The organism is Glutamicibacter sp. M10 (assembly GCF_025452055.1).
In the GTDB taxonomy this organism is placed as follows: domain Bacteria; phylum Actinomycetota; class Actinomycetes; order Actinomycetales; family Micrococcaceae; genus Glutamicibacter.
Genome location: NZ_CP104918.1, coordinates 1,476,270 through 1,500,472, shown reverse-complemented (window position 1 = coordinate 1,500,472; position 24,203 = coordinate 1,476,270). Strand labels below are relative to the sequence as shown.

The window sequence follows — 24,203 nt, the reverse complement described above, 5'->3', positions numbered from 1 at the left end:
CTTGCCCGCCCATTCGCGGGAAACTAGAGGGTACGAGTTTTTCTTTTGCCCCGAAAGGACTGAAAGTGGCCACACTTTCCCAATGGGTCTCCGGTGCACGTTTGCGCACCTTGCCTATCGTCATCGCCCCGGTAGTTATTGGCACCGCGGCCGCAGTGGGCGAAACAGGCACCCTTCACTGGGTCCGTTTTGTTCTGGCGTTGATAGTCGGTTTGCTGTTGCAGGTTGGCGTTAACTACTCCAACGACTACTCCGATGGAATCCGCGGCACTGACGATGATCGTGTCGGCCCATTCCGTCTTACGGGCTCCAAACTCACTGCCCCGAAGAACGTACGCAACCTCGCCTTCGCCTGCTTTGGCCTGGCAGCTATTGCGGGCCTGACCCTGGTGGTCGTCTCCGCATCATGGCCGTTGTTGCTAGTTGGCGTGGCAGCCATTTTTGCTGCGTGGGGCTACACCGGTGGCAAAAATCCTTATGGCTACCGCGGCCTTGGTGATATCTACGTCTTCATCTTCTTTGGATTAGTAGCGACCCTGGGCACGACCTTCACTCAGATCAATGAACTGCCACTGACCTCCATATTGGGTGCGATTGGTACCGGTTTGATTGGCTGCGCGCTACTCATGGCCAACAACGTTCGGGACATCCCCACCGATAAAGAGGTTGGGAAAATTACCTTGGCTGTGCGCCTCGGCGAACACAATGCCCGTCTGAGCTACGTGTTGATGATTGCCGTAGCGATCTTGTTGCCACTGCTAGCTACCGGAACTTTCCCTTGGCTGTGGTTGCTACTGCTTACTTTCATCCCAGCTATCGCACCATCGTTGCTGATGCTGCGTGAACACGAGCTTCCCAAGCTGGTTAAGGTTCTCAAGCAGACCGGCATGCTGAACATGGTCTATGCCTTGCTCTTTGCGCTGGCCATTATCTTGCAGACTTGGTTCTAGCCCACCGGGTATTTAGCGCTTAATCACCAAAGCCTTGGCTCATCACTGCCCTCGCGGGAAATGATGAGCCAAGACTTTTTCTGCTCAAAAGGTCACTGGAGTTAAGAACTCAGTTACCGAGCACGCAAATTATGTTGACGTTTATTCTGCAGTTCGGTGATTGCGTCGCTGATCTTCATCAAATTCATCTTCGACAGCTTCATCGTCCAGCTGCTTCTGCGTCTTACTTGCCGAGGTTTTAGCAAAAGCTTTACGCACGTCCTCGTTCGCTTTTAGACGAAGTTTATTAAAGAACAAGTAGGCTACCGCGAACGCGAAGATCAGCCCGATGATTCCGGAAACGAAGATAGGCCAGTTCAGACCCCACGAAAGACCAAGGAACACTGCGCAGAAGATGCCCAGGCGAAGAGCTGTATATTTCAGAAACTGCATAACTTCAAGTTTACCGATGAACCTGTGAACTCGATTATCACTAGAATGATTACATGGTCCGTCTCCTTATATTCGCAGCAGTAGTTTCGGTCGCTTTGATGATCTACACCTTGATCGAATGCAGCCGTGCGCCGAGGCATCTGATACGTTCCTTGCCGAAGCCCGCATGGTTCGTAGTGATCATCCTCTTACCGCTGATCGGTGCCGTATTGTGGTTCGTTCTTGGACGACCTCAAAGCTCGGCAAACCAACCAGCAGGGCAACAAACTGCCCCCGATGATGATGAGGACTTTTTGCGTCAGCTAGAAGTCTGGCGCCGACAGCAACAACGCGAAGCAGATACTAAGGCTCGTGAGCAAGAACTCAAAGATCAGGGCAAGATTCAAAAGAATACTAATCCTGAACCACCGGCTAAATCAGAAGACACCGACACTGATTCACCGGACACCAAGTCCTAGAAGCCAGTAGCGGCCTACTCACGGCCCGTAGAACACAAGCCCCGACATTTCCGTTACCGCGCCCTCGCGTGGCGCTCACGGAGGCCGGGGCTTTGTTGTACCTGTTGCTCGGCTGGCGTGGTCTGAGATGAGTAGCGTGGATCAGTTGGGTAGCTCAGATCAGTTGGGAACAAGGTGCCGAGCCCAGCGCCCTTCAAGGCCCAGAATGATCCGCCAACGACAAACGGCGAGCAATACCCCTGATGGGTGTCGCTCGCCGTTTGTGTATTGCTGCGGGGTCTAGACGCCCGCGTAGGAGTGTAGTCCGTTGAAGAAGATGTTCACGATGGTGAAGTTGAAGACCACGCAGAGGAAGCCGATAATCGACAGCCATGCTGAACGTGGGCCGGTCCAGCCACCGGTAGCGCGGGCGTGCAGGTAGCCTGCGTAGACAACCCAGATCACGAAGGACCAGACTTCCTTTGGATCCCAGCCCCAGTAGCGTCCCCACGCTGCTTCGGCCCAGATGGCGCCAGCCATCACGGTGAAGGTCCACATGACAAACGCGATGGTGTTGATGCGGTAGGCGAAGTTCTCCAGTGCACCTGCGCCAGGTACTACGCGCATGAATGGCAACTTGTCGCTAAGACCTGAAGCCAAACGGTTCATGCGCGAGTGCTGCAGCAACTGCAAAACGTTCATGGCGAAGCTAATGGCAAACAGTGAAGAGGAAAGCACTGCAATGGAAACGTGGATGACGATCCATGGCGACTGTAACGCTGGCACCAGGTGACCTACTGGAGTAGGGAAACCGATGGTAGCTGCACACAGCATCAAGGTGACCAGACCAGAGATGAACGAACCCATGAAGCGCAGGTCCTTGATGATCAGAATGATCAGGTACACCAAGGCAACAAGGAATGCACCGGTGGTGAGGAACTCGTACATGTTGCCCCATGGCACACGGTGAGCAGCCAGAGCACGGGAAACCACAGCGAAACCGTGAAGCGCAGCGGCAAGCCACATCAGCACTACGGCGATGCGCGCCATGGGGCGCTTCGCCGAGAAGCTGGTGTAGGTCATCTTGTCCGAGACGATCTCTTCACTGATGTGATCTGCTCGGCTATTTTCGCCGCGGCGTTTGCGATTGCTTCCAGCAACAACGTTGCCAGCACCAACGAGCAGTTCTTCGTCACGCTTGAGCGCAGCAGAGTCCATCTCGGTAATGGACTTGTTTGTCTTGGCCAAATCAAGAGCAAAGATGATGAAGACTACGCCATAGACCATGGCTGCCAGCAGCATGAACAACTGGCTGTATTCACCCAGCGATTCATTAATTGGTGATAATGCCCCAGCGTTACCCATTTACTGCTCCTTGGTTCTGCTCCTGGCTTGCCAATGGCCAAGCCTTGTCAAAGATTTTTTGTAGTTCTGAAGCTTCGCGTTCCAGTCGTGGGTCTTCGCCACGGGCCAACAGCGCATATTCGATACTACGCTTGCCATCAACCTGCACCAGTTTGATCCAGACACGACGACGCGGAGTAAACAGCGAGACGCCAAGTCCGATGAGAGCCAGAGCCGCAAAGATACCAATTGGCAGCTTGCCCGGGTCGTAGTTCACATCCAAGGCTACGTAGCGCTTGAGGTCATCAAAGGTGATGCTTCCCTTGCCATCTGGAAGATCGTAGGTCTGGCCAGCTTCAAGACGAATACCACCGGCGTCGAGGTCGCGACTGTTCAGTGCCTTCATCTTCGCGGTATCCAGCACAAAGACGTTCTGCGGATTGCCATTGTCTAGGCCTAGATCACCGTAGAAGGAGTTCAGGTGCAGCTGCGGGTTGATCGCGTTAGGATCTCCCGAGATACCAAATCCCTTTTCATCTACCAGCGCGGTAGGAAGTAGGAATCCCTGGAAGCCCAGCTGATCGGGCTTAGCGTCAGGCACCTTCAGCACGAAGATTGAAGTGTAAACGGAGTCCTGCGGAACCGAAGCTACCGGACCCGAGTAAGAAACGTTGCCTTTACCATCACGCACGGTGATGACCGGTGCATAGCCGTTGCCCACCAAGTAAACATCCGCGCCATTAATACGTAGCGGATGGTTCACTTTCAGGTCTTGTTTTACCGGTTCTGACTGCGCAGTCTTACGGACCTGCACGTGCGCGGTGAAGTCCAGCGGCTGTCCAAAATGTGCCTCTGATTCACGGTCAAAGACGATGTCGAATTTATCGAGTTTCACCGAGTAACCAGGAAGTTTGTCAGCATTAAACGCGGTTCCCGGAGTGAACGAGTCGTAGGCAACCAGCGAGTTAACGAAGGTCTCCCCTCAACAACCACACGCTGTCCGGTGTAGCCGAAGGCCCCACCCACGGCGGCGGCAACCAGCACACCAATCAACGAGATGTGGAACATCAGGTTGCCGATTTCACGAACGTAACCACGTTCTGCTGCTACCGAACGTCCCGTCGCATCCTCGCGGCGTTCTACTCGATAACCACGCTTTTTCAGGATCTTGTAGGAGTCCTCAATGATTTGGTCATCATCGGGGGTATCCGACTCACCTTCGAGAATCTCGTAGGAAGTATATTGCGGCAAACGGTTCAGGCGAGCCGGAGTGCGTGGTGGTGGAGTACGCAGTGCTTGCGCGTGCTTACGCACACGCGGAATGATGCAGCCAACCAAGGAGATGAACAGCAGAATGTAGATCGCTGAGAACCAGACCGAGGAATAGACGTTGAACATCTGGAAGCGATCAAGCCATGGACCGGCCACCGGGTGCTGGTCAATGTAGCCTACGACGTTTTCTGGCCCCGAGGGACGCTGCGGGAAAATCGATCCCGGTACAGCAGCAACAGCCAATAGCAACAGCAAGAACAACGCTGTTGGCATGGATGTAAGTTGAGTCCAGATCCACCGCAGGGTACCGACAAACCCTAATGCGGGTGCGTCTTGGGTGCCTTTGGACTTCCGTTGTTTTTTCGCCATTAAATTGGCAACCTCACTTCATTGGCAAACCAGTTTTGCAGTTCTGACACCCAAGTGCCCCATAGGCCAGTCACCATGACTACGCCGAGGGCCATGAGCATTGCGCCGCCAAAACGCATGATGAATACCTGATGTTTGCGGAAGAACGCTAATGCCTGCATTCCGCGCTGTAGTCCAAGGGCTATCAGGATGAACGGCAACCCTAGTCCTAGGCAGTAGAACGCCGTGAGCAATGTGCCTCGTGCGACGTTGGCTCCGCCACCGGTAGACATTATTAGTACCGCGCTCAAGGTTGGGCCGATGCACGGTGCCCAGCCTAGACCAAAGGTCAGGCCCAGGACCGGAGCACCCCATAGCCCGGCTGGTGGTTTTTTATGGATCTTACGGTCACGCTGCATCCATGAGAATCCGCCCATGAAGACGATGCCCATAAAAATTACGACAATGCCCAGAATCTGGGTGACCCAAGATCCATTAAATTTTAACCAGGCGGTCGCCTGGCTGAACAGCACGCCAGCTGCGATGAAAACTACGGAGAATCCAAGAACAAACAGCAAGATTCCAAGGACTACCCGGCCTCGTCGGTGTTCTTTGAGATCCGCTCCGGTCAGACCGGTGACGTAGCCAAGAAATCCGGGAACCAGTGGCAGAACGCAGGGAGAAAGAAATGATACTAATCCCGCCAACACCGCTACCGGCGACGCGAGTAATAACGACCCGTCTAGGACGATGTCGGCAAATGGATTTGAGGTCAATGCCTAGCTCACAACTCTTCGGTCAAAGCAGTATCGATCAGCGACTTCAAAGTGCCCGGATCCGCTGCACCAATAACGCGGGCGCGCACTCGTCCCTTGCGGTCTAGGACCAGGGTGGAAGGAACGGCTTGCAAAGGCACGTACTTGGTCATAGCTAGCTGAATATCGCCAGAGGTGTCTTGGATTGATTCATAAGGAAGGTCAAAGGTGCGTTCAAACGCCTTGGCTGCCTCCGCTTCATCACGCACGTTGACGCCAATGAACTCCACCTTGTCACCAAACTTGTTGGCCAACTTCTTCAAATCTGGAGCTTCGATACGGCATGGCGCACAGGCGGCGTACCAGAAGTTCATCACTACTGGCTTGCCTTCCCACTTGCTGAAGTCAACGTCGGTGCCGTGGTACGTGGTCGCGGTGATCTCTACTGGTTCACTGCGCTTGGATGCTACGTATTCCTGCACAGCTCCGTCGCCAGCAATGTAGTTTTTCCCATCGCCGTTGTTTGCTTGCGCAGTCAACGTATCTTCCTTGGCGCCACAGGCAGCCAAAGGAACGATCGCGGCGGTAAGCATCAACGAACGCAGCATGGTGCGTCGGCTCAGATTGCGCGGGGTTGGCACAGGATCAGTCATTTGCTTAGGCTCCAGGAATATTCGCTGCGCCGGCCAGTAGCTCGGGGTTTGGTTCGGTGTATCGCACGGAGACTAATTCGTCCCCTTCAAAGTCGAAGCTCGTGACCGAGGCCAGCGTGCATTCGCGCTGACGCGGGTCGTGCCACAACGGCTTCTTCTCGGCTGCTCGGCGAGTGACCCAGATAGGAAGCTGGTGACTAACAATGATCACTTCGGCGCCTTCGCCGTGTTCGGCGACAGCAGCGCGACGATGCGCATCCATGGCTTCACGCATGCGCTGAACCTGCTGCGCATAAGGTTCGCCCCATGATGGCTTGAGTGGGTTGACCAACAATGGCCAGAACTTCGGCTGACGAAGGTGCTCGGCGACCTTGGACAGGCCTTGAAGTTTGTTACCGGCTTCGATGACACGGTCATCAGTGCGAATCGGCAGGTTCAGGGCGTGGCTGGTGGGAGCAACGGTTTGCTGGGCACGGATCAATGGCGAAGCAACCAAGCGAACCACCTTGGCTCCCTCGGCCTGACGCTGAGCGAAAAATTCGCCGGCCGCATCAGCCATTTTGAATCCCAGCTCGGAGAGCCCGTAGCCGGGGATCCGTCCGTAAAGAATACGGTCAGGGTTGAAAACTTCCCCGTGGCGCAACAAATGGACGGTCGATAAAGGCATACTTCCAGTGTCTCAAATGTTCAGTGCAAAATAGTCATATTGTGTCCACCATCAACTATTCACAGCCCATGCATGGGATTCCCATATAGAAAAACCATCCTTTTGGATGGGGTAGCTCACAGCGCCGAGTACTAGTCTTGAACACAACAACAAGTTGACCCCTAAAGGATGATGGATCATGAGTAATTACGACCCGAATCAACCCGGCCAGCCCTACAATCCTGAGTCCGGCGCTCAAGGTTCAAATCCGAACCCTTACGGTGAAAACCCGTATGCACAGCAGCCTTCCCCGTACGGTCAAAACCCATACGGTCAGAACCCGCAAGCCGGGCAAGATCCTTACGCACAAGCTCCGATGACTGCTGGCTACAACCAGTTCCCTACCCAGGGTGGCTACGCCGCAGTTCAGCCTCCAGCAACCCGACCAAAGACCTTGCAGATTGCTTTTATCTTGATTCTGCTTTCGGGTGTTGTCGGTGCGATTGCTAGCTGGATGATCTCCACCTCAAATCTGTTCACCAACATGGTTGCTTCCCAGTGGGCAGCGGTGGAGACAGAACTAAAAACGCAGATGGAAAGTTCGCCTGAAATGGCTAACGACCCAACCCTGCAGCAGATGATGAACAGCCCCGAAGCGTTCATGGCACAGGCCAGCTCGGTAGTGGCCGGCATCAGCATTGTTGGTGCCATCATCTCGGTACTTCTGTACTTCTTGGTGGGCTTCTTTGTAGGCCGTGGTGTGGGCGCGATGCGCATCATCGCTACCATCTTGGCTGTACTGTCACTGTTCGGCATGTTCTCAACCGTGTCCGCCATCAGCATGTACGGCGACTCCCAGGCCGGTGTCCTGAGCGCGGTCTACATCATTGGTGTATTGCTTGGCATTGCTGGTGTGGTCTTTGCTTGGCTTCGTCCATCATCCGAATACATTGCAGCCCGTCGCATGGCTCGTCGCGCCGGTTACCGGTAAACAGCTGTAGCGCCCTGACTTCAGGGCAAATAGCTAAGGCGTTGCCTGTTTTGTCATCACTGACAAAAACAGGCAACGCCTTTTTTATTGCTAAAAGTTGGTTAGCCTTGCACGGCCAGATAAGCCAGAATCTGTAATTCTGTCGACAGATCAACACGGCGTAGGTTCATGCCGGTTGGAACCTTTAAAGGTTTCGGGGCAAAAGACAGCACCGATCGCACGGAATTTTCAGCAAGTACGTAAACGAGATCTTGAGCAGCATCACCAGGGACCGCTAGCACCGCAATATTGATTTCTTCGCGGGCTACTACTTGGGCAAGATCAGCTATTGACTCAACGGTCAGTTCACCGACTTTGTCACCGATTAGGGCAGGGTCAACATCCAAAATGGCTTTGACGTTGAAGCCACGCGAAGTGAAACCCGCGTATCCGCTCAACGCGCGGCCCAGGTTACCGGCACCGACAATCGCTACTTTCCAGTCTTGGTTCAGCCCCAAGGTCCGACTGATGTGTTCAGCCAGTTCTCGCACGACATAACCGACTCCACGCGTTCCATAGGAGCCGAGCCATGAAAGATCTTTACGCAAGATTGAGGGGTTCACCCCAGCCTCTTTGGCCAACACCCCGGAGCTGGTGCGTTCGCGCCCTTGGGCTTCGAGAGTGTTCAACGCCCGCAGGTACTGAGTGAGTCGAGCCAAGGTGGCTTCAGGCAGGACACGAGCTTCAAGCTCAGACATCTTCGTTCCCCTGCACTTTCCAATGGGCTAAGCGAGCACCGCGCATGTTCATGTTTGTGGCAACTGCTAGTTGGTGAGCAGACGCTCAAGCCGTTGTGGATCGATGGTCCAGAAGTCTCGGACCTGTCCGTCAATGAACAGCACTGGAACCTCTTCATGATGCTTTGCCAACAGATCAGGATTCTGATCTATGTCTATCTCAGAAAATTCCATATTCAACCGGCCCGTCACTTCTGCCACTGTCTGCCGAGCGGCGTGACAAAGGTGGCAGTCTTTTCTAACCAACAGTTGAATCTGATGCAAAGTACTCACCTGTCCATAATCTCACGAGCCGTAACCACGCTTGAACTTTAAGATGAAATAAACTGGATCAAATGTCTTCCTCAGAATTTGACTCCACGCAGTCTCAAGCTCCGGCATCGGGTACCGTCGCCGCATTTTTTGATGTGGACAACACCCTGGTTCGCGGTGCCTCGCTTTATCTACTGGCGCGCAAACTCCGTGAACACAAATTCTTCCAATTCCGCGAGATCCTATGGTTCGCGTTGAAACAACTGCGCTATGCCGCCCGTGGCGAGCATTTGGGCGACATCCATCAGATTCGTGACCGTGCGTTGATGATGGTGCGCGGAATCCCGGTGGCCGAAATTGAGCAAATCGGCAACGAGATCTATGACGAGTTCATCGAACCGAAGCTGTGGTCCGGGACCGTGGCCATTGCCCGTCAGCACCTGCATGTAGGTCGCGAAGTCTGGCTGGTCACCGCCACTCCCTGGAAGTGGCGAATGTCATCTCGGATCGGCTCAATCTTTCCGGCGCTTTGGGCACCGTGGTGGAAAGTAAGGACGGTTTGTACACCGGGGCGTTGGCTAGCCCAATTCTTCACGCAGCCGAAAAAGCGCAAGCTGTTCGGTCCCTGGCTAAGGCTCGCGGGATCTCACTTTCGCGTTCCTGGGCCTACTCGGATTCCTACAATGACGTTCCATTGCTAGAAGCCGTTGGCCATCCTGTGTGCATCAATCCGGATGCTCGGTTACGTGCCTACGCCAAGCGCAGAGGCTGGCAAGTTTACGATTTCCGCACCGGCCAACGAGCCGCCAAGCTCAGCCTGCGAGCAGCCGGAGTCATCGGTGCGCTGTGGGCCGCTAGGCGCTCTATCCTGCGCCGTTCCGGCTCTTAGCAGGGTGTTAGTTACTTCTGGATAAAGCAATCGCCACCGTTTGCAGTTCAACTGCATATCGGTGGCGATGATTGCCTAGCGGCAAAGTGCTCGAAGTAGATTTACTTCTTATTGCGACGCTGGTGACGAGTCTTACGAAGCAATTTACGGTGCTTCTTCTTGGACATACGCTTGCGGCGCTTCTTGATAACAGAGCCCATAATGGTTCCTCACAAACTAATAAATGCGTCAACCCAAAATATCTGCTTGCACGCAAGCAAAAGGACAAGGTTGACCGGACGTTAAACGTTCCTTAATAGATTACCCGCTTTTCGGTCATGCTCTGACCATCGTGCGGACTAACGGCCGTATGAACCAGTACCGTGCTGCGGATCAATAGCCGCGGCACTTAGGTAGGATTCGACAGCGTTCTCCGGTACACGATAGGAGCGACCGAACTGAACGGCAGGCAGATCGCCTGCGTGAATCAGCCGATAAACCGTCATTTTGGAAACACGCATCATGTCAGCCACTTCGGCTACCGTCATGAAACGGGCTCCTGCAAAATTCTGTCTATCCGTCATGCGGGATATTCTCCTGACGCTGATCTCTATTTCGTCGCGTTACTAGCGAAGGTGAACTTACACGACTTTGGATCAACATCGGCGATCAGGTTCACGTTCGCTTTGTCCTAGTCTAATCGCACTTTGGTAACTTTCGCATCACGCAACACTTCAGGGCGCATCTGAATCAAAAATTTTGTTGCTTAATTGAGACAATTCGCGAGCCACGGTCCAATACAACCGGCTGTGACACGCGAGTCGTAATCAAAGGATTCCCCTAGATGACGCCTTGGGCCAGCATGGCGTCCGCTACCTTCACAAAGCCAGCGATGTTGGCACCGGCAACATAATTGCCTGGTATGCCGTACTCGTCAGCGGTTGTCGCACATCGGTCGTGAATGCCCACCATGATCTCGGTCAGACGCTGCTCGGTGTGTTCGAAACTCCACGAGTCACGGCTGGCGTTTTGTTGCATTTCCAGCGCTGAGGTTGCCACGCCACCTGCGTTGGCTGCCTTACCTGGGCCAAAGAGCACCCCGGCTTCTTGGAAGAGTGAGGTTGCAGCAGCGGTTGTTGGCATATTGGCGCCTTCGGCAACAGCAATGGTTCCTGCGGCCACCATCTTCTTCGCGGCACTTTCATCCAGCTCGTTCTGCGTTGCGCAGGGCAGTGCGACGGTTCCAGCAACGTCCCACACGCTGCCAGCTTCAACGTAGTGCACCCTGCTGGTTCCACGGCGTTGTGCGTATTCGGCAATACGTCCGCGCTCAACTTCCTTGATCTGGCGTAGCAGTTCTAGGTCGATGCCATCTTCGTCAACGATGTAGCCGGCCGAGTCCGATGCGGTCACGACCTTGGCACCTAGGTTGGCAGCTTTCTCGATGGCGTGAATGGCCACGTTGCCGGATCCCGAGATGATCACCCGTTGCCCGTCGAAGGACTGGCCGCGGGTCTTGAGCATTTCTTGGGTGAAGATCACGGCCCCGTAGCCGGTTGCTTCCGGGCGAACCAACGAGCCGCCCCAGCTCAGTCCTTTGCCGGTCAAGACGCCAGATTCGTATCGGTTGGTAATGCGCTTGTACTGTCCGAAGAGATAGCCGATTTCGCGGCCGCCCACGCCAATATCACCGGCAGGCACATCGGTGTATTCGCCAATGTGACGGTACAGCTCGGTCATGAACGATTGGCAGAAGCGCATAACTTCACCGTTGGACTTTCCCCGTGGATCAAAGTCAGACCCACCCTTGCCGCCGCCAATAGGCATACCGGTTAGGGAATTCTTGAAGATTTGTTCAAAGCCTAGGAACTTGACGATGCCTAGGTACACCGAGGGGTGGAAACGCAGTCCACCCTTGTACGGGCCTAATGCGGAGTTGAACTCAACGCGGAAGCCTCGGTTGATTTGGACTCGACCTTGGTCATCAACCCACGGCACACGGAAAATGATCTGTCGTTCGGGTTCGCACAAGCGTTGCAGGATCGCTGCTTCAGCATATTCGGGATGTTTGAGCGATACAGCTTCAAGGCTGTCGAATACTTCGGTGACCGCTTGGTGGAATTCTGATTCTCCGGGGTTACGACGGAAAACTTCATCACGAATCGTTGTTAAGTGCGTATCCAAGTTTCTCTCCTCATCAAACGGGGCAGGAACATGCGCACTGGGAAACTTACCCGTGGCGACACTGTCCCCCTTTCGAGAGTGTCATGGAGAACACACCGAGCTAAAATTTGCCGTTAAAAACCAGAAACACAACCGTAACTTGAAAACTGGGGATCACTTAGCGACGGCGGCCAAAGCGCGGAAGCCGCTCCAAGAATTCTTGAGCACGTCCAGTAACTTGTTCCAGGCCTCGGCCAACGCTGCGGCCAATCTGTTGCGCAGTGGGGTTGGCGGTTGTTGCCAGCTCAGTGCCCGCTTCAGATTCATGGAGTTCTTGTTGCTCTTCGAGTACTTGTTCTGGCAGCAGATCGGCGCACCAACGAACAAGCTGCTCTAGCGCGGAGGTATCGATGCTGTAGATACGGCGCTGCCCGGCAGCGGCCATGCTCACCAGCTGCGCCTCACGTAATACCTTCAGGTGCTTGGATACCGTGGGCTGGGAAATTTCCAGCTCGGTTACCAAAGCGCCCACCGCTTTCGGTTCGCTTTTGAGAGCTTCAATAATTTTGCGTCGGGTTGGTTCTGCCAAAGCCGAGAACACTTCATCAATTGCCACACACATAACCCTAACGGCATATGACCTTCTGGCCATTGATTTCGCCGGGCTATCCACGGTGAAATTCACGGCAATTGCCTAACCGATGAAGTTCAAAGGCTCAGTCAAACCAGGGGTCGAGTCCAAAGAGCGGGAAGATTTCCTTGCGAGTCGCGATGATCGTGCGGTCCACTGGATCGGCTGGATCGTAGCCGACTTCCCAGTTGCGCCACCACAGCTGGGCGTCATCACCCATCAGGTACGGGGTGGCACGACCGTATCGTTCCAAAACATATCGTCGGAAAGTCTCCGGGACATATGTTCTTAGCGGCACGGGCTTCCCGGCGACGATGGCCGTCAGATGAGTCCACACACGCGGGACCACTGCGCTCACGTTGTAGCCGCCACCACCGGTGGCCAACCATCGACCTTCGCAGACCTCATCGGCCAGCTGGGAAATATCCAAAGCGGCCTGACGTTGCGCGTCCACGGAGAGTTTGAGGTTGGTCATGTCGTCGTCACGGTGGGCATCGCAACCATGCTGAGAAACGATAATCTCTGGCTTGAAGGCATGAACCAGCTGGGGAACAATCGCATGGAAGGCGCGCATCCATCCGGAATCCCCGGTCATGGCCGGCAGCGCCACATTGACTGCACTGCCTTCGGCTTGCTTGCCGCCAATATCGTTGGCGAATCCTGTTCCAGGAAATAACGACAGGCCAGATTCGTGGATGGATATCGTCAGTACTCTTGGGTCATCCCAAAAATTGATTCGGTGCCATCCCCATGGTGAGCGTCAACATCGATGTAGGCAACCCGTTGCACCCCACGGTCGAGCATGCGTTGGATCGCTGCGGCAGCGTCGTTATAGATGCAGAAACCGCTGGCTTTTCTTCGCGCCGCATGGTGCATGCCGCCTGCAAAGTTCACTGCTCGAACGGTACTTTCATCCATTATGGATTGCGCGGCAATCACTGAGCCACCCACAATACGCGCCGAAGCATCATGCATGCCGGCGAAGACTGGATCATCTTCGGTGCCCAAACCAAAGTCTTCTGCAATCAGTGTCGGATCTTCGCTGACCCGACGCACCTGATCAATGTAGGCCTGATCATGCACGGTTGCCACAAGCGCATCACTAGCAATTTCTGGAGCATGGATACTCACGTTTTGCGCGCTCAGCACTTCGAGTTCTCCGCTAAGGCGGTAGGTCAGTTCTAAACGTGATGGGTGCATCGGATGCCAGTCGCTGAATTTGTACTTCAGATACTGTTCATCCCACATGACCATAGTTGGGCGAGGAGCCTGCTGCGGATCTAACACTTTTTCAGGCTACCTGATAGTGATCCAACTCATGAATATATGGCGTATTCGGCCACGCAGTCATTCTTTAGGGCGATATGACAAGCGTTTGGCCCGGGAAACGCGTAAATTACTAGGAGGACTTGAACCTCCACATCTTTATTCCACCCGGCCAGAAGAAACTGCGAGTTATCGATGAGCATAGGCAGTGAACTGGGCCCCAGCGCCCGGGCAGCTGAATTGCGCGAGAAGCGCCGCAAGCAACGATTTGCGTTTCGCGCGAGAATTGCTGACATCACCGTACGCTCCCCCGCGCGCTTAACGCTGAGCGTCTTTCTCTTAGCGATCACACTTTTCACTTCCCTGCTCGCTGCCCCGTTTTCTTCTTCTAAGGGTGAAGTGACTCCCCTGCACGACGCGCTGTTTACCGCAGTTTCTGCGGTTTGCGTGACTGGTCTAACCACCGTCTCCACCGCAGCGCACTGGTCCTTTGTTGGACAGCTGATCATGCTGATCGCTGCATTCATGGGTGGTTTGGGCATTTTGACGCTGGCCTCGATCATGTCGTTGGCCGTCTCACGCAAGTTGGGCGTCCGCGCCAAGCTCATGGCACAGAAGTCCATGGACAGTTCAGGTGCCTCCGCGTTGGGCGAGGTTAGTTCCTTGCTGCGCATCGTGATCACCACGGCCGTGAGCCTTCAGGGACTTATCGCGCTGTTCCTGATCCCGCGCTTCTATGTTCTGGGCGAAAGTTTCCTTTCCTCTATTTGGCACGGGATTTTCTATGCCGTCTCAGCGTTTAACAACGCCGGGTTCACTCCCCACTCAGATGGTTTGGTGCCTTACGAAACTGACCTGTGGATCTTGATCCCTTTGATGGTCGGCGTGTATGCCGGCTCGCTGGGCTTCCCAGTAGTCATGGTCTTGTTGGCGCACAAGTTCAACGTCAAAAAATGGAACTTGCACACCAAACTGACCATGCTGGTCACCACGCTATTGCTCTTTGCTGGCGCGCTACTGTGGCTGGTATTTGAATGGTCCAACCCGCGTACCCTGGGTGACATGTCCATAGGCGACAAGGTCATTCATGCTTTATTTGCCTCGACGATGACGCGCTCTGGCGGCTTCAACTTGGTTGATCAAAATGACATCCACCAGGTGACGGTGTTGCTCACCGATGCATTGATGTTTGCTGGTGGCGGTTCGGCATCCACCGCCGGCGGTATTAAGGTCACCACCATCGCTGTTATGTTCCTAGCAATCATGGCCGAAGTTCGAGGCGACACCGAAGTGACCGCGTTTGGTCGCCAAATTCCCCAGGGAACAATGCGCGTAGCTATCTCGGTAGTTGCGATGGGCGGTTCGTTGGTCATGGTGGCCACCGGCGTTTTGGTCACCATCGATGAGTCTGTTGGTTTTTCCCGTGCCTTGTTCGAATCCATTTCAGCTTTCGCCACCGTCGGATTAAGTACCGGCGTGTCTCAAGAGATGCCACCGGCCGGTAAATACGTACTCAGTATCCTTATGTTTGCTGGACGTATCGGTAGCATCACCCTAGCTAGCGCGCTGACCATGCGCCACCGTAACTCCCTGTTTAGACTTCCAGAAGAGAGGCCGCTCATTGGCTGACAAGAATATAGACCACAATGCCCCAGTTCTGGTGATCGGTCTGGGACGTTTTGGTGCCTCCGTAGCCCAAACGTTGGTCAAGCAGGGCCGAGAAGTTTTGGCCATCGAACGCAGCCCAGAACTCGTTCAGCAGTGGGCCAGTACGCTCACCCACGTGGTCGCCGCTGATGCCACGAACATTGATGCACTACGTCAGCTTGGTGCCCAAGAGTTCTCCTCCGCCGTGGTTGGCGTGGGTACTTCCATCGAGTCATCCGTGCTGATCACGGTGAACTTGGTGGACTTGGGAATTGAGCATCTGTGGGTCAAGGCCATTACCCCTTCGCACGGCAAGATCCTCACGCGCATCGGTGCCAATCACGTGATTTACCCGGAAGCAGATGCTGGGGTCCGTGCCGCGCACTTGGTCGGTGGACGTATGTTGGACTTCATTGAATTTGAAGACGGCTTTGCCATCGTGAAGATGTATCCGCCAAAGGAGACTCAGGGCTTCACCCTTGCGCAGTCCCAGGTTCGTTCTAAGTACGGCGTGACCATTGTCGGTGTGAAATCGCCCGGTGAAGATTTCACGTACGCTGTGCCAGACACCATCGTGACCCGTAGAGACGTGCTGATCGTTTCTGGGCACGTGGACTTGCTAGAAAGATTTGCGGCCCGTCCGTAGGCCATTGCACGGCGCTTGGCACGGATGGAAGAGGCCGGTACCCCTTAGGGTACCGGCCTCACTCATCTTTAGTTGTAAAAAGAAACGGCGATTAGCCTAGTTCCTCGCTGAGCTTGGCCGCACGTGCAGCAGCAGCCTGGGTGCCCGCAGCAATAATCTTTGGGATACCCTGCTCATCAAAAGTAAGGATGGCCTGCTCGGTGGTGCCCTTAGGGCTGGTCACAGCCTTGCGCAGCTCACCCGGGTTAGCGTTCGGATCAGAAAGCATCTTGCCGGCACCGGCAACGGTGGCTCGGGCCAGATCGATGGATAGCTTTTCATCCAGACCCATCGCTACACCGGCGTTAGCCATGGCTTCAGCCAGGTAGAAGGCGTAGGCAGGGCCTGATCCTGAAATCGCCGAGAGTGCATTTTGCTGGGACTCATCGATGACGTGAACGTCGCCGGAACCTGAAAGTAGGTCGCTGACAAGTGCGGTCTGCGTTTCGCTCACGCTTTGAGCTGGGCTCAAGCCAACTACGCCTGCGCCAACCATCAATGGGGTGTTTGGCATGGAGCGAATCACCGGCTGGTCAGCAGGCAAGTGTGCCTGCATGCTTGCCAGGGTGATGGCGGCAGCGACTGAAACGACAACCTTTTCTGCGGTGAGGGATTCGGAAATCTCTTCACACAAGTCAGTAATTCCTACTGGCTTTACACCCAGGAAAATGATGTCGGAGTCGGCGGCAGCCTTAGCGTTGGCCGATGAGTCTTCTTCGCTAACCAGCACGTTGATGCCTAGTTCGCGAAGTTCTGCAGCTCGCTTGTCGCTACGGATGGTGGCGGTGATCAGCTTGGGATCGTGGCCTGAAGCGACAATGCCGCGAAGGATGGCACCATTCATGGATCCGGTGCCGAGGAAGGACAGTTTTAGGTTCTTTGTTGCTTCACTCATAAGTTCATTGTTTCATTGGGTCGTGCTCGGAGCTTGCAGATAAGTGCTCACGAGCAAATTCAAGGGTCTTTCCCAGCCACTCTTCTTTTTGGCCGGTATTCTTTGCCTTGCGCGTGGAGACTTCAACCGCCATGGTTCCTGACCACTGAACGTCCCGCAAATACTGCAAGGTTTCGGCCACGCGCTGTGTTCCTAGGCCCGGTACCAAGTGCTCGTCTTTACCGTTATCAAGACCGTCGCAAAGGTGCACGTGGGTTAATCGCTCACCGAGGTCCTCCACGGCTTGGCGTGAATCGGTATTGGCAATGGCAGCGTGGGAGAAGTCCCACGTGACGTGTTGGTAATTTTGCGGAACTGGGTTCCAGTGCGGCAAGTACATTTTTGCTTCGCGGCCTCGGGCGCGCCACGGGTACATATTCTCCACGGCGATTTTCATCCCGGTGGTATCAACCAGACGCTGGACACCATCGGCGAAGCCTTCAGCGTAGGTGCCCTGCCATCTGAATGGCGGGTGTGCCACTACGACGCTGGCGCCCACTGCTTGAGCCAGGATGACCGAGCGTTCCACCTTGGCCCAGGCCGAACCCCACACCTGCTGAGTCAACAACAGGGTCGGTGCGTGGATGGCCATGATGGGCAGTTGGTACTTATCCATCAATTTTTTGAGCGCGTCAGCGGACTGGCTTGCAGCATTTCCGGTAATCAGGACCTCAATGCCGTCATATCCCACGTCTTTGGCCATAGCGAACGCGTCATGGACCGATAGCGGGTAGACGGACGCGCTGGACAAGGTGACCGGCACCCGGTGAGAACTCTTCTGGTCTTCCATGCCCCTGCCTCCTGTTACGGTGGCGCCCTAGTTCAAGGGCACCTGTATCACTGAGAAACTCTAGCTACTTGGCTCTTTCAAGAACTGGTCTTTTTCATAAGCCAAGGGTACTTCTCCCACACCCACGCTACTACTGAGCGGTGTCGCTGAAGCAAACATCACGTGATCAAAACGGCGCAGCATCAATCCTTCACGAATTGCCCATGGGCAGATTCGGATGGATTTCAGCTTCAACGCGCTCATCGCTTCGTGAGCCACAATGGCGCCAGCTAACAGCTGCGGTGCACGGATCTCTGAGACCCCTGGCAGCTCGGCTCGCTCGGCCCAGCTCATCGCTGTCAGACGGTTAGTCCAGAGCTTTAGCGCGTCACGGTTTAGTACACGTTTCACGTACGGACCTTCATCACTCGGAGCAGCTCCGGTGATGCGGGCCAATGAACGGAAAGTTTTAGATGTTGCCGTGGCCAACGTTGGTTTTCCGTATTGGCGCAGCTCGGTCGAAGGGTCATTCAGGACGTCGCGTACATAGGTACGCAATTCCTTGACCTCTTTGATCGACGGCAAGTCATTCGGCAGCCATTCACGAGTCAGGCGTCCGGCACCCAAAGGCACCGAGAATGCGGCCTGTGGGAATTCGTCGGTGCCATAGGCCAGCTCTAACGAACCGCCACCCATATCCAGGTTGAGGATAGATTCCGAAGACCAACCAAACCAACGACGTACCGAGTAGAAGGTCATGCCGGCTTCTTCTTCACCGGATAGTTCCATCAAGCTCACACCGGTCTGAGTTTTGACTCGTTCCAGCACACTGGCACCGTTGGAAGATTCACGAATAGCCGATGTACAGAAGGCCATAAAGTCTTCCACCTGATGGCTTCCAGCAAATTTCACTGCTTCATCAATAAATGAAATCAGCTCTTGCTGGCCCTCTTCGGTAATGGCACCGTATTCGTTGAGGTAGCGCACCAAGGACAGTGGACGCTTGTGCGATGCATAGGGAACCGGTCGGGCTCCTGGGTATGCGTCGACGAGCAAAAGGTGAACGGTATTCGAACCGATATCCAGTACACCTAGTCGCATGGTGCGCTCCTCATTTGGCCGAGCAAAAAATTCTAATCAGTCTTTTTTGCGGTCGTCTTTTTGGTCGTAGTCTTCTTTGCTGGCGCCTTCTTGGCGGTGGCTTTCTTGGCCGGAGCCTTCTTCGCTGGCGCCTTCTTCGCGGTACGTTTTACCGGGCCGCGGGCGCGCTTGTCTGCCAGCAATTCGATAGCCTGCTCGCGAGTCAGCTCCTCCAACGACGTTCCTCGCGGAACGGTGATGTTGGTAATCCCATCGGTGATATAAGGACCGAAACGACCATCCTTGACCACGATGTTCTTTTCGCTTGTCGGATCCGCACCGAACTCTGCCAGTGGCGGAACAGCAGCGCGGCGACCACGTTGCTTTGGCTGCGAGTAGATCTCCAGAGCTTCATCCAAAGTGATGGTGAAGATCTGATCTTCGCTCTCAATTGAGCGCGAATCGCTACCCTTCTTCAGGTATGGACCAAAGCGACCGTTCTGTACGGTGATCTCTTCACCCTCAGCATCTGCACCCAGCACGCGTGGCAAGCTCATCAGCTTCAACGCATCATCCAAGGTCACCGTCTCAACGGTCATGCTCTTGAATAGTGAAGCGGTGCGAGGCTTAAGCTTGACCGGCTTCTTAGGTGGCTTAGGCTTGCCATTCTTGTAGTACTCCACAGGCTGAGCAGCCAAATCTTCGGCCGTTGGCTCTGGAATGATCTCCGTGACATAGGCGCCATAGCGACCGTCCTTGGCCACAATCGCACGGCCCGTTTCTGGGTCAGTGCCCAGTTCGTTTTCCGAGACCTGCGAGGTAGCAAAGAGCTCTTCAGCCTTCTGTGCAGTCAGCTCATCCGGTGCCAAATCTTCAGGCACGTTGGCGCGCTGTGGCTCGGTACCTTCTTCAGCACCTTCCGGGATGGCACGTTCAAGGTAAGGACCGAACTTGCCCACACGCAAGGTGATGTCATCAGTGACTGGGATGGAGTTGATGGCGCGCGCATCAATGTCACCGAGGTTATCGACTACATGCTTCAGGCCTTCGGATTCAGACTCTGCGCCCTTGCCGAAGTAGAACAGGTTCAGCCAATCGCTACGAGCGCGCTGACCCTTGGCGATCTCGTCGAGGTCATCTTCCAACCGTGCGGTGAAATCGTAGTCAACGTACTTAGCAAAATGCTCTTCGAGCAAACGAATAACAGAGAAGGCAATCCAGCTAGGAACCAAAGCTCCGCCACGCTTGGTGACGTAGCCACGATCCATGATGGTGGAGATTGTTGGTGCGTAGGTTGAAGGGCGACCAATTTCGCGCTTTTCCAGCTCAGCAACAATCGAGGCTTCGGTGTAGCGTGCTGGCGGGGAAGTTTCGTGGCCCAAGGCCAGAAGCTCATCTCCTGCCAAGTACTGTCCGACACTCAGCTGTGGCAGGCGTGCCTCAGCGTCAGCGGCAGCAGCTTCAATAGCCTGCTCATCCTTGCCTTCTTCGTAGGCCGAAAGGAATCCGCGGAAGGTAATCACGGTACCAGAGGCTGAGAATTCAGCAACGCGGCTATCACTAGCGGTGCCCTGAAGCTTGATGGTGGCGGTGAAGCCCTTGGCATCTGCCATCTGCGAAGCAACGGTGCGCTTCCAGATCAGCTCGTAGAGTGCGTTTTCATCCTTGGACAGCGAGGAACGCACATCCTTGGGACGACGGAACATGTCACCGGCTGGACGGATCGCTTCGTGAGCTTCCTGTGCAGCATCGGACTTGGCCTTGTAAACACGTGGCTTGGCTGGCACCGAGTCGGCACCATAAAGTTCGGTGGCCTGCTTGCGTGCGGCGGTGGTTGCTTCCTGCGAGAGGAAGACCGAGTCCGTACGCATGTAGGTGATATAACCGTTTTCATACAGGCGCTGAGCGATCTGCATGGTCAGCTTGGAGCTCCAGCGCAACTTGCGCGAGGCTTCCTGCTGCAACGTGGAAGTGGTAAATGGTGCGGCCGGACGACGTGTGTACGGCTTATCTTCAACCGAGGTGACAGCAAAGTCAGTGTCGGAAAGATTGGTAACCAGCGACTGAGCCGATTCTTGATCCAGGTGAGCGAGCTTGTTGCGAGTTGCCTTTAGTGCACCGCGGTCATCAAAGTCACGGCCCGAGGCCACGCGGGCGCCGTCAACGGCAGCGAGCTTCGCTTCGAAGCCTTCGCCTTCTTTAGTGGCAAAGTTGCCTTTCACGTCCCAGTATCCAGCCGGGATGAACGCCATACGTTCGCGTTCACGCTCAACAACCAGACGAGTAGCCACAGACTGCACACGACCTGCAGACAGGCCACGAGCTACCTTGCGCCACAGTACCGGCGAGATCTCGTAACCGTACAGACGGTCCAAAACACGACGGGTTTCCTGGGCATCAACGAGGTCGGTATCCAACTCGCGCATGTTTTCCAGTGCGCGAGAAATACCTTCCTTGGTGATTTCGGTGAAGGCCAGACGACGTACTGGAACTTTGGGCTTAAGCACCTGCAACAGGTGCCACGCGATGGCTTCGCCTTCGCGGTCCGCATCGGTTGCGAGGTAAAGTTCGTCAGCTTCTTTAAGCTTGGCTTTCAGTTCTGAAACGCGCTTTTTCTTGTCTGGATAGACCATGTAGTAAGGCTCAAAGTCATTATCCAAATCAACAGCAAACTTGCCCACCGACGTCTTCTTCAACTCGGTTGGTAGTTCTGATGGCTGTGGAAGATCGCGAATGTGCCCCACCGATGCATCAACGTCAAAGCCCTCGCCCAAATACTTGGCGATCGACTTCACCTTGGCAGGAGACTCCACGATAACGAGTTTCTTACCAGTCTTTTCTTTGGCCTTGGGGGCACAGCACTCCTTTTAAACAGTCCGGACTTTAGGAGTCTTATTTAGACCCCGAATCAGTCCGCCATCGCAGCTTCGTTCTTTGTGCCTACTCTATAGCCACATTTCCCGATGATCTTACACCGAGGGATAACCGTGGTTTGAGTGAGGCTTTTTACAACGCTGCTTCACCGGAACTCTGATATTCGGGAAGCAACGAGATTAAGTAGAACATACGACGGGAGTCAATGCTTCGTTCCTCAGCAGTAGCTTTCGCCTCGTACTCGTAGACAAGGTCCAACATTCTGCGATTGAACTCACGCTGTTTATCTTCAGAAAGGAAGACCAAACCGCTAGTGAGCATAGGTGGGCGATCAGGATCTGGGGTGATTCCTGCGTTCGCTTCATTTTGGCGTCGCTGAACTTCGGCGTTCAACCGTGTTCTAAATGCGTTTAATTGCACGTTTAGATATGCAGTCTTGGCGTTAGAGGAGTCGATCTGAGTGTTCAGTTCCAACCGTTCACCGGCCGCACGCCACCTACGCTCGCGGGCATCACCTTCGCTTGCTGCACGGATCACATACCCGTATTTTTCAAGCGCACGCAAGTGATAGCTCATGGCGCTAGGCGTTAGATCACACAGCGATGCGAGTTCAGTTGCAGTGCGAGTAGTCTGCGAGGCAAAGAGCTCATCCAAAACGATTAGTCGCGCGTCATGGGCCAAAGCACGAATGGCCTGTGGGTCCGTAATGGAGACGACCTGTGGAAATTCGCTCTCCTGGGTCGAGGCTGCAGGAGCCTGCTCCTCTATTGTGTTGCGTGTCATAGGCAAGAACTTTAGCGCTTGTTTCACATTTTACGAAGCATACCGTGTAGCAAGAGGCGCTTCACTGCTTCATAAAGCCGTTCCGCAAAGTCTTCCTCGCCCTCACCAATCAGCGAATCTAGCGCGTTGACTAGTTGATTTACGGACAAATCACCGTCGCAGGCAGAAACAAATCCGGCTTGTGCAGTATCAAGGAGTTCGGTTCTACGCAGACCCGCACCTTGGCGAAGCAAAATCACCCCAGGATGCTCAGCTCCGGGACGCTGATGGCGCTCTTCGGTCACGTCTTCGGCCACCAGCAGGTGCCAGTTTTAAAATCTTCTCCTGCGGCTGCCAGTTCATCAGCCATGGCGATATCGCGCTGCAAAGTCGGGGCCAGCGGCTGCTCCACCTGGTGGGTGATCTGCTCATAACTTTGCAAGACCCGATGGCCGTCTACCGGCTTGCGGAAGTAGACCAACCCGAAGCCCACCGCAGCTACGGCACGGGATTCAAAATCATCAAGGTACGCGTTGTAAGCGGCAATATAGGAGCTTGAGTCTTCGGTCTGTGAAGAGTCCCGTAGCCACGTTTCGGCATAACCACTGGGGGTAGTCTGCTCACGTTCAATGACCCAGACGTCCAGGTCTTCTGCGAACCATTGGCGAACTCGTGTATCCCACGAAGCATCCGACTCGTCATCTATGCGAGGAATCTCCCAGTTAGAGAGCATCTGCAGCGAACCGCCAGGAGCCAGGAACTGCGGTGCCTGCTCAATGAGCGTGCTCACCAGGTTGTCTCCAGCCATGCCGCCATCACGATAAGTGAATCGGTCTTTGGCTCGCTCATTAGAACTGCGAGGGGTGATCACAAACGGTGGATTGCTAGCGATCAGTTCAAAGCTCTGCCCGGCTACCGGTTCGAAGAGGCTCCCCTGCAACAGCGTCACACGAGCTTCAAGATTCTGTGGGTCAAGCTTCAGCGCCCGGTGGTTGAGCAACAGATTGAATCGGGCAAAGCCCAAGGCGCGAGCCGAAAGGTCAGTTGCCGTGACATGTTGTGCATGAGACAGCAGGTGGAAGAGCTGGATTCCGCAACCGGTGCCAAGGTCCAAAGCCCGTTGAACGTCGGCTCGAATTGTCAGCTGTGCCAGTGTCAGCGATGCTTGGCCAATTCCCAATACGTGGTCAGTGCGCAATACACCTGGGCGCTGATGTGCACCAAGGTCATGAGCCACCCACAGCTCACCGTCCACGTCTGAGGAATGCAGCGCCAAGGCGATGGTGGCACGGAAACCACTGGCCCACGCATCGATAAGGCCGAGTTTGATCAGACCTTCCACTTTCACATGGCTAAACGCCTGATTGATCGCGGATTCAGATACGGTTTGGGCCAGCTGGAAGAGTCGGATCACAGATGCCAAAGGCGAATCAGGTGTTTGGCGATCTAGTATTCGCAAGGCCGGGTGAATTTGGTCCCGGGCAAATGCGGAGGCCGCTTCTTCACCGATCAACTCTAGGACGTTTTCGTAGCTATATCCGAGGTCATCCAAGTCTTTGACTAGCAAGTCAATCAAGGTTTGATCGGAACTTTGAGGGGTATCGTCCAGGGCAGAAAATTCAGCGGCATTCACATCTTCAAGTCTACCCAGTCACGCAACTGTGCGCA

The 24,203-nt window shown here is 54.7% G+C and carries 24 protein-coding genes and 3 pseudogenes; 7 read left to right on the top strand and 20 right to left on the bottom strand.

What is annotated here, in order from left to right; all coding sequences use genetic code 11:
• The first annotated feature begins 65 nt into the window (after window positions 1–65).
• Window positions 66–950 carry a 1,4-dihydroxy-2-naphthoate polyprenyltransferase gene (locus N6V40_RS07365; protein ID WP_262199554.1) on the top strand — a complete coding sequence of 295 codons (885 nt, stop codon included), beginning with the start codon at window positions 66–68 and terminating at the stop codon, window positions 948–950.
• Between the two features lie 141 nt (window positions 951–1,091).
• Here the strand turns inward: N6V40_RS07365 and N6V40_RS07360 are convergent, their stop codons facing one another.
• Window positions 1,092–1,382 (bottom strand): DUF4229 domain-containing protein, encoded by a 291-nt coding sequence (locus N6V40_RS07360; protein ID WP_131088879.1) that lies wholly within the window; start codon window positions 1,380–1,382, stop codon window positions 1,092–1,094.
• A gap of 53 nt (window positions 1,383–1,435) precedes the next feature.
• Between N6V40_RS07360 and N6V40_RS07355 the strand changes: the two genes are divergently transcribed.
• Window positions 1,436–1,840, top strand: a complete 405-nt coding sequence (locus N6V40_RS07355) for a PLD nuclease N-terminal domain-containing protein (protein ID WP_131088880.1) — start codon at window positions 1,436–1,438, stop codon at window positions 1,838–1,840.
• A 279-nt stretch (window positions 1,841–2,119) separates the two neighbouring features.
• On the opposite strand, the gene ccsB is transcribed toward N6V40_RS07355, so the two are convergent.
• From ccsB to N6V40_RS07330, 5 genes and pseudogenes are all read right to left on the bottom strand, one after another.
• Window positions 2,120–3,184 (bottom strand): c-type cytochrome biogenesis protein CcsB, encoded by a 1,065-nt coding sequence (gene ccsB, locus N6V40_RS07350; protein WP_131088881.1) that lies wholly within the window; start codon window positions 3,182–3,184, stop codon window positions 2,120–2,122.
• Window positions 3,177–4,708, bottom strand: a pseudogene (locus N6V40_RS07345) (cytochrome c biogenesis protein ResB). Before N6V40_RS07345 ends, ccsB begins: the two are co-directional and overlap by 8 nt.
• A 95-nt stretch (window positions 4,709–4,803) precedes the next feature.
• Window positions 4,804–5,559, bottom strand: coding sequence for a cytochrome c biogenesis CcdA family protein (locus tag N6V40_RS07340; RefSeq protein WP_131088883.1), 756 nt, complete (start codon window positions 5,557–5,559; stop codon window positions 4,804–4,806).
• A gap of 8 nt (window positions 5,560–5,567) precedes the next feature.
• Window positions 5,568–6,191, bottom strand: coding sequence for a TlpA family protein disulfide reductase (locus tag N6V40_RS07335; protein ID WP_207306468.1), 624 nt, complete (start codon window positions 6,189–6,191; stop codon window positions 5,568–5,570).
• A 4-nt stretch (window positions 6,192–6,195) separates the two neighbouring features.
• Complete coding sequence (locus N6V40_RS07330) at window positions 6,196–6,858, bottom strand: histidine phosphatase family protein (protein ID WP_262199553.1); 663 nt, start codon at window positions 6,856–6,858, stop codon at window positions 6,196–6,198.
• Between the two features lie 178 nt (window positions 6,859–7,036).
• On the opposite strand from N6V40_RS07330, the gene N6V40_RS07325 reads away from it, so the two are divergent.
• Complete coding sequence (locus N6V40_RS07325; RefSeq protein ID WP_262199552.1) at window positions 7,037–7,828, top strand: hypothetical protein; 792 nt, start codon at window positions 7,037–7,039, stop codon at window positions 7,826–7,828.
• Between the two features lie 101 nt (window positions 7,829–7,929).
• Here N6V40_RS07325 and N6V40_RS07320 read toward each other — a convergent pair whose 3' ends face one another.
• Entirely contained in the window at window positions 7,930–8,565 is a 636-nt protein-coding gene (locus tag N6V40_RS07320) for a redox-sensing transcriptional repressor Rex (protein ID WP_131088886.1), read from the bottom strand.
• A gap of 66 nt (window positions 8,566–8,631) precedes the next feature.
• Complete coding sequence (locus N6V40_RS07315; protein ID WP_315973789.1) at window positions 8,632–8,877, bottom strand: glutaredoxin family protein; 246 nt, start codon at window positions 8,875–8,877, stop codon at window positions 8,632–8,634.
• Between the two features lie 62 nt (window positions 8,878–8,939).
• Between N6V40_RS07315 and N6V40_RS07310 the strand changes: the two are divergent.
• Window positions 8,940–9,278: pseudogene (locus tag N6V40_RS07310) on the top strand (HAD family hydrolase); the annotation flags it as partial.
• A 65-nt stretch (window positions 9,279–9,343) separates the two neighbouring features.
• Entirely contained in the window at window positions 9,344–9,745 is a 402-nt protein-coding gene (locus tag N6V40_RS07305) for an HAD family hydrolase (protein ID WP_262199551.1), read from the top strand.
• 101 nt (window positions 9,746–9,846) lie between these two features.
• On the opposite strand, the gene N6V40_RS07300 is transcribed toward N6V40_RS07305, so the two are convergent.
• The 5 genes and pseudogenes from N6V40_RS07300 to N6V40_RS07280 form a co-directional block, all read right to left on the bottom strand.
• A complete protein-coding gene (locus tag N6V40_RS07300; protein ID WP_005504750.1) occupies window positions 9,847–9,945 on the bottom strand; it encodes a 30S ribosomal protein bS22 in 99 nt (32 codons plus the stop codon).
• A gap of 138 nt (window positions 9,946–10,083) precedes the next feature.
• On the bottom strand, window positions 10,084–10,308 hold the full coding sequence (locus N6V40_RS07295; protein ID WP_131088888.1) for a helix-turn-helix domain-containing protein: 225 nt from the start codon (window positions 10,306–10,308) through the stop codon (window positions 10,084–10,086).
• A gap of 256 nt (window positions 10,309–10,564) precedes the next feature.
• A complete protein-coding gene (gene gdhA / locus N6V40_RS07290; protein WP_131088889.1) occupies window positions 10,565–11,908 on the bottom strand; it encodes an NADP-specific glutamate dehydrogenase in 1,344 nt (447 codons plus the stop codon).
• Between the two features lie 157 nt (window positions 11,909–12,065).
• Window positions 12,066–12,509 (bottom strand): ArsR/SmtB family transcription factor, encoded by a 444-nt coding sequence (locus tag N6V40_RS07285; protein ID WP_396268530.1) that lies wholly within the window; start codon window positions 12,507–12,509, stop codon window positions 12,066–12,068.
• A gap of 94 nt (window positions 12,510–12,603) precedes the next feature.
• Window positions 12,604–13,772: pseudogene (locus tag N6V40_RS07280) on the bottom strand (acetoin utilization protein AcuC).
• A 207-nt stretch (window positions 13,773–13,979) separates the two neighbouring features.
• Here N6V40_RS07280 and N6V40_RS07275 point away from each other — a divergent pair.
• Window positions 13,980–15,413 carry a TrkH family potassium uptake protein gene (locus tag N6V40_RS07275; RefSeq protein WP_131088891.1) on the top strand — a complete coding sequence of 478 codons (1,434 nt, stop codon included), beginning with the start codon at window positions 13,980–13,982 and terminating at the stop codon, window positions 15,411–15,413.
• Window positions 15,406–16,077: a potassium channel family protein gene (locus N6V40_RS07270; RefSeq protein WP_131088892.1), complete on the top strand. Its 672-nt coding sequence runs from the start codon at window positions 15,406–15,408 to the stop codon at window positions 16,075–16,077. The genes N6V40_RS07275 and N6V40_RS07270 overlap by 8 nt, the downstream gene beginning before the upstream one ends.
• 91 nt (window positions 16,078–16,168) lie before the next feature.
• On the opposite strand, the gene proC is transcribed toward N6V40_RS07270, so the two are convergent.
• The 7 genes from proC to N6V40_RS07235 form a co-directional block, all read right to left on the bottom strand.
• The gene (proC, locus tag N6V40_RS07265; protein WP_262199550.1) at window positions 16,169–17,011 is read right to left on the bottom strand and encodes a pyrroline-5-carboxylate reductase; all 843 of its coding nucleotides are present in this window, start codon (window positions 17,009–17,011) and stop codon (window positions 16,169–16,171) included.
• A gap of 4 nt (window positions 17,012–17,015) precedes the next feature.
• The gene (locus N6V40_RS07260; protein ID WP_262199549.1) at window positions 17,016–17,840 is read right to left on the bottom strand and encodes a sugar phosphate isomerase/epimerase family protein; all 825 of its coding nucleotides are present in this window, start codon (window positions 17,838–17,840) and stop codon (window positions 17,016–17,018) included.
• Between the two features lie 60 nt (window positions 17,841–17,900).
• Window positions 17,901–18,920 carry a Ppx/GppA family phosphatase gene (locus tag N6V40_RS07255; protein ID WP_131088895.1) on the bottom strand — a complete coding sequence of 340 codons (1,020 nt, stop codon included), beginning with the start codon at window positions 18,918–18,920 and terminating at the stop codon, window positions 17,901–17,903.
• Window positions 18,921–18,952: 32 nt separating this feature from the next.
• Entirely contained in the window at window positions 18,953–21,712 is a 2,760-nt protein-coding gene (gene topA / locus N6V40_RS07250) for a type I DNA topoisomerase (RefSeq protein WP_262199548.1), read from the bottom strand.
• A gap of 193 nt (window positions 21,713–21,905) precedes the next feature.
• The gene (locus tag N6V40_RS07245) at window positions 21,906–22,556 is read right to left on the bottom strand and encodes an ArsR/SmtB family transcription factor (protein ID WP_131088897.1); all 651 of its coding nucleotides are present in this window, start codon (window positions 22,554–22,556) and stop codon (window positions 21,906–21,908) included.
• A gap of 23 nt (window positions 22,557–22,579) precedes the next feature.
• On the bottom strand, window positions 22,580–22,852 hold the full coding sequence (locus N6V40_RS07240; RefSeq protein ID WP_262199547.1) for a hypothetical protein: 273 nt from the start codon (window positions 22,850–22,852) through the stop codon (window positions 22,580–22,582).
• Window positions 22,837–24,168 carry a DUF7059 domain-containing protein gene (locus N6V40_RS07235; RefSeq protein WP_262199546.1) on the bottom strand — a complete coding sequence of 444 codons (1,332 nt, stop codon included), beginning with the start codon at window positions 24,166–24,168 and terminating at the stop codon, window positions 22,837–22,839. Before N6V40_RS07235 ends, N6V40_RS07240 begins: the two co-directional genes overlap by 16 nt.
• Window positions 24,169–24,203 lie beyond the last annotated feature (35 nt).

Bases quoted from the DNA above. Each gene is read 5' to 3' on its own strand.
- N6V40_RS07360 (WP_131088879.1), bottom strand. From the start codon at position 1,382: ATGCAGTTTCTGAAATATACAGCTCTTCGCCTGGGCATCTTCTGCGCA.
- N6V40_RS07355 (WP_131088880.1), top strand. From the start codon at position 1,436: ATGGTCCGTCTCCTTATATTCGCAGCAGTAGTTTCGGTCGCTTTGATG.
- ccsB (WP_131088881.1), bottom strand. From the start codon at position 3,184: ATGGGTAACGCTGGGGCATTATCACCAATTAATGAATCGCTGGGTGAA.
- N6V40_RS07335 (WP_207306468.1), bottom strand. From the start codon at position 6,191: ATGACTGATCCTGTGCCAACCCCGCGCAATCTGAGCCGACGCACCATG.
- N6V40_RS07330 (WP_262199553.1), bottom strand. From the start codon at position 6,858: ATGCCTTTATCGACCGTCCATTTGTTGCGCCACGGGGAAGTTTTCAAC.
- N6V40_RS07325 (WP_262199552.1), top strand. From the start codon at position 7,037: ATGAGTAATTACGACCCGAATCAACCCGGCCAGCCCTACAATCCTGAG.
- N6V40_RS07320 (WP_131088886.1), bottom strand. From the start codon at position 8,565: ATGTCTGAGCTTGAAGCTCGTGTCCTGCCTGAAGCCACCTTGGCTCGA.
- N6V40_RS07300 (WP_005504750.1), bottom strand. From the start codon at position 9,945: ATGGGCTCTGTTATCAAGAAGCGCCGCAAGCGTATGTCCAAGAAGAAG.
- N6V40_RS07295 (WP_131088888.1), bottom strand. From the start codon at position 10,308: ATGACGGATAGACAGAATTTTGCAGGAGCCCGTTTCATGACGGTAGCC.
- N6V40_RS07285 (WP_396268530.1), bottom strand. From the start codon at position 12,509: ATGTGTGTGGCAATTGATGAAGTGTTCTCGGCTTTGGCAGAACCAACC.
- N6V40_RS07275 (WP_131088891.1), top strand. From the start codon at position 13,980: ATGAGCATAGGCAGTGAACTGGGCCCCAGCGCCCGGGCAGCTGAATTG.
- proC (WP_262199550.1), bottom strand. From the start codon at position 17,011: ATGAGTGAAGCAACAAAGAACCTAAAACTGTCCTTCCTCGGCACCGGA.
- N6V40_RS07260 (WP_262199549.1), bottom strand. From the start codon at position 17,840: ATGGAAGACCAGAAGAGTTCTCACCGGGTGCCGGTCACCTTGTCCAGC.
- N6V40_RS07255 (WP_131088895.1), bottom strand. From the start codon at position 18,920: ATGCGACTAGGTGTACTGGATATCGGTTCGAATACCGTTCACCTTTTG.
- N6V40_RS07245 (WP_131088897.1), bottom strand. From the start codon at position 22,556: ATGACACGCAACACAATAGAGGAGCAGGCTCCTGCAGCCTCGACCCAG.